The organism is Burkholderia sp. Se-20378 (assembly GCF_017104665.1).
GTDB lineage: Bacteria > Pseudomonadota > Gammaproteobacteria > Burkholderiales > Burkholderiaceae > Burkholderia > Burkholderia lata.
Map to the genome: position 1 here is coordinate 1 of NZ_JAAGPG010000643.1, position 4,138 is coordinate 4,138.

Here is a 4,138-nt window from a genome sequence, read left to right on the forward strand (position 1 = left end):
TTTAACTGCACGCGCGGAATGCGCATGCGAGCACCGAACGCGGCGCATACGATAGCACAGCGATTCCCCCGCGCGAACCGCCGCGCCCGGCTTCCGGCCACGCGCGCCGGCCATCCGGAACCGGGCCCTGCGGCCCGTTCCGCCTTGACGCTCCTCGCACCGCCGCCTACACTCGCACGCGTTTTGGTGCTCGCGCGCGCCGCTCCGGTGCGCGCAGTTAAACGGGAAACAGGGAGCCTGCCTGCGCCGCAGTCGAGCCAACCTGTGCTGCCCCCGCAACGGTAAGCGAACGCGTCGCGCGAGAAGCGCCACGCAACGCCGCTTCGCCGCATGCCGCGCGCATGCGGACGACCGCCACTGGATGCCGTGCGCATCCGGGAAGGCGAAGCGGCGTGTTCGTCAGCCCGGATACCGGCCTAAACGTTGGGGTTCAGCGCCGCGGGGAGGCGGCGCATCGTCCACGGCCGCAGCAGGCCCGACGCCCGCGTGTTGCCCGCTTCCTCCGCCGATCTGCCCCCGCGCGAACGCGCGCCGGCCGGCGTGGCGAACGGCAGGCAGCGCGAGCCGGGCCGGCAGCAGCCGTGTTGGCATTCACGATGTCGACCGTTCGCAAGGAAGCACCATGTCCGATTCGTCGTCCCGCCCGTCCCGCGACTGTCCGTCCGGATCGCGCGGCGGCATGCCTGCGATCCGCCAGATGAACTGCCACGCCGCCTTCGACGCGACGATCCCGGCCTGATTCCATTTTCGACACAGGACCTACCATGACCCTACGCAAGCTTCCCGTCACGATCGTCACGGGCTTTCTCGGCAGCGGCAAGACCACGCTGATGCGCCACATCCTGCAGCACGCCGAAGGCCGCCGCATCGCGGTGATCGTCAACGAATTCGGCGAACTCGGCATCGACGGCGAAATCCTCAAGGGCTGCGGCATCGGCTGCGAGGATGCCGACGGTGCGCAAGGCGAAGCGGCGGGCCAGCTCTACGAACTCGCGAACGGCTGCCTGTGCTGCACCGTGCAGGAAGAGTTCTATCCGGTGATGGAAGCGCTCGTCGAGCGCCGCGCGGATATCGACCACGTGCTGATCGAGACGTCGGGCCTCGCGTTGCCGAAGCCGCTCGTGCAGGCGTTCAACTGGCCGACGATCCGCAACAGCTTCACGGTCGATGCGGTCGTGACCGTCGTCGACGGGCCGGCCGCCGCGAGCGGCCAGTTCGCGGAGAACCCGCAGGCCGTCGACGCGCAACGCCGCGCCGATCCGAACCTCGACCACGAGTCGCCGCTGCACGAGCTGTTCGCCGATCAACTGTCGTCCGCCGATCTCGTGATCGTGAACAAGGCCGATCTCGTCGGCGATGCGGAATTCGCGCAGATCGAAACGGCGATCCGCGACGAGATCCCGCCGCAGGTGAAGATCGTGCGCGCGACGCGCGGCGAGCTCGATCTCGCGCTGCTGCTCGGTCTCGAATCGGCATCGGAAGAAACGATCCACCTGCGTCACGACCATCATGGTTCGGCCGACGACGGCGATCACGATCACCATCACGACGATTTCGACTCGGTGGTCGTGTCGGGCGACGCCGGCACGCGCGAAGCGACGATCGCCGCGCTGCAGCGCGTCGTCGAGGCGCACACGATCTATCGCGCGAAAGGCTTCGCCGCGCTGCCCGGCGCGCCGATGCGGCTCGTGATCCAGGGTGTCGGCCGCCGCTTCGACAGCTATTTCGACCGTCGCTGGCAGGACGGCGAAACGCGCGCGAGCCGCTTCGTGCTGATCGGCGAGGATCTCGACGCGGCCGCGCTGCAACGCGCGTTCGACGCCGCGTGCGCGGCCGAGCTGCAACAGGCGTAACGCACGATGCATCTGCTGCGCACCACGCCGGGCGGCTTCGTCGACGATACGCAGGGTGTCGTCCGGATCGACCAGCAGCCGGCCGACATCGTGATCCTGAGCTCGGCCGACACGACGCTGTCGCTCCTCGCGAGCGTCGTGCCACACCTGCCGGCCGGCTTCCCGAGCGTGCGGCTTGCGAACGTCACGTTCCTGCGGCAACCGGCGTCGGTCGATTTCTACGTCGACGACGTGTTGCGGCATGCGAAGTCGGTCGTGATCGATCATCTCGGCGGCGAGGCGTACTGGCCGTACGGGATCGAGCAGGCCGTGTCGCTCGCGTCGAAGCGCAAGCAGCAGCTCGCGATGTTCTCGGGCGACCTGCAGGAAGACCCGAACCTCGTCGCGAAGAGTACGGTCGCGCCCGACCTGTGCCGGCTGTGGTGGCACTATCTGCGTGAAGGCGGCGTGCACAACGCCGAGGCGCTGTTGCGCAGCATCGCATTCCACACGCTTGGGTTCGGCGACGAACCCGAGCTGCCGCGCCCGCTGCCGGCCGCCGCGCTATATCACCCGGCGCGCGATCGCGCGAGCGTCGACGACTGGCGGCCGCGCTGGACGCCCGGCGCGCCCGTCGTCGCGATCCTGTTCTATCGCGCGCACTGGCAGGCCGCGAACACGGCCGTGTTCGACGCGCTGGCCGATGCGCTCGTCGCGGAAGGGCTGAATCCGCTGCCGATCGCGGTCACGTCGCTGAAGGACGCGGTGAGCCGTGAAGTCATCACGCAGCTCTGCGACACGCACGACGTCGCGCTCGTGCTGAACACGACCGCGTTCGCGGCCGGCGCGATCGACAGCCCCGAACACGACGTGCTCGCCGGCGATGCGCCGGTATTGCAGGTGATCCTGTCCGGCGGCAATCGCGACGCCTGGGTGGCCGACAACCAGGGGCTGCATGCGCGCGATATCGCGATGCACATCGCGCTGCCCGAGGTCGACGGCCGCATCGTCACGCGCGCGGTGAGCTTCAAGGGGCTCGCGTACCGCTGCCCGCATACCGAGGTCGACGTCGTGCGCTACCAGCCGGACGCCGAGCGGATCGCGTTCGTTGCGGCGCTCGCGCGCGGCTGGTGCCGGCTGCGCACGCTCGACGATGCCGACAAGCGCGTCGCGCTGATCCTCGCGAATTACCCGCAAAGCGAAGGGCGGATCGGCAACGGCGTCGGGCTCGATACGCCGGCGTCCGCGCTGCGCGTGCTCGCGGCGCTGCGTGACGCGGGCTACACGGTGGCCGACCTGCCGCCCGACGGCGACGCGCTGATTGCGCGGCTCACCGAAGGCGTGACCAACGACGCGGCCGTGCATGCGCTGCGCCCCGCGTTCCAGAGCTTCCCGCTGGCCGACTACGTCGCGCGTTTCGCGCGGCTGCCGACGGCCGTGCGCGATGCGCTGAACGAACGCTGGGGCCCGCCCGAAGCCGACCCGACGCTGCGACAAGGGCGCTTCACGATCGCCGGCTGGCGCGCGGGCAACGTGTTCGTCGGCATCCAGCCGTCGCGCTCGCGCGGCGAGAACGACTACGCGAGTTACCACGATGCGGATCTCGTGCCGCCGCACGCGTATCTCGCGTTCTATTTCTGGCTGCGCGATGCGTATCGCATCGACGCGGTGATCCACCTCGGCAAGCACGGCAACCTCGAGTGGCTGCCGGGCAAGAGCGTCGCGCTGTCCGACGCGTGCTGGCCCGACCTGACGCTCGGGCCGCTGCCGCACCTGTATCCGTTCATCGTCAACGATCCGGGCGAGGGCAGCCAGGCGAAGCGCCGCGCGCAGGCCGTGATCATCGATCATCTGATGCCGCCGCTCACGCGTGCGGAAAACTACGGCCCGCTGCAGGATCTCGAGCGGCAGGTCGACGAATACTACGAAGCGCTGATGGTCGATGCGCGGCGCGCGAAGCTGCTGCGCAAGACGATCCTCGCCACGATCGCCGAGCATCGGTTGCACGACGAACTGAGCGTGTCGCCGCCACGCGACACGGGCGACGAGGATGCGCTGCTCACGCGCGTCGACGCGTGGCTGTGTGAACTGAAGGAAGCACAGATTCGCGACGGGCTGCACGTGTTCGGCGAGTCGCCGGCCGAGCGTCAGCGGCGCGACACGCTGCTGGCGCTGGCGCGCTTTCCGGTCGGCGACGGCAAGGGCGCACGCGCAGGACTGATCGGTGCGCTGGCACGCGATCTCGCGCTCGGCGACGACTTTGATCCGCTCGCGGCCGACTGGGCCGCGCCGTGGGCCGGCCCGCG

General features: G+C 69.5%; 2 protein-coding genes and 1 riboswitch. Both genes read left to right on the plus strand.

The annotated features are described in order from the left end of the window. The first annotated feature begins 167 nt into the window (after positions 1–167). Positions 168–435, plus strand: a riboswitch (cobalamin riboswitch). A 329-nt stretch (positions 436–764) separates the two neighbouring features. Further along, positions 765–1,853: a cobalamin biosynthesis protein CobW gene (gene cobW, locus G3N93_RS35335; protein WP_174947138.1), complete on the plus strand. Its 1,089-nt coding sequence runs from the start codon at positions 765–767 to the stop codon at positions 1,851–1,853. 6 nt (positions 1,854–1,859) lie between these two features. Continuing rightward, positions 1,860–4,138: cobaltochelatase subunit CobN (gene cobN, locus G3N93_RS35340; RefSeq protein ID WP_206135051.1), on the plus strand; the 2,279-nt coding region annotated here is incomplete at its 3' end.